This window comes from Kineococcus sp. TRM81007, from assembly GCF_022669155.1.
Taxonomy (GTDB): Bacteria; Actinomycetota; Actinomycetes; order Actinomycetales; family Kineococcaceae; genus Kineococcus.
Map to the genome: position 1 here is coordinate 1 of NZ_JALBVB010000007.1, position 233 is coordinate 233.

The 233-nt window shown below is 79.8% G+C and carries 1 pseudogene; it reads left to right on the plus strand.

The features are described 5' to 3' along the window. A pseudogene (locus MN205_RS00035) lies at positions 1 to 233 on the plus strand (2-oxoglutarate dehydrogenase, E2 component, dihydrolipoamide succinyltransferase); the annotation flags it as partial.

A 233-nucleotide genomic window follows, 5' to 3' on the forward strand; every position in this document is an offset into this window, starting at 1 on the left:
AGTCGGCGACCCCTCCGAGCAGGGCTCCGCCCCGCAGCAGGACGCCCCCGCCGAGCAGCCCGCGCAGGAGCAGGAGCCGCAGCAGCAGGAGCCGCAGGCCGAGCCCGCCCAGCCGCCCGCGCCGCCCGCGCCGTCCGCGCCGTCCGGCGGCGGAGCGTCCGGCGGTACGGCGGTGCAGATGCCGGCGCTCGGGGAGAGCGTCACCGAGGGCACCGTCACCCGCTGGCTGAAGT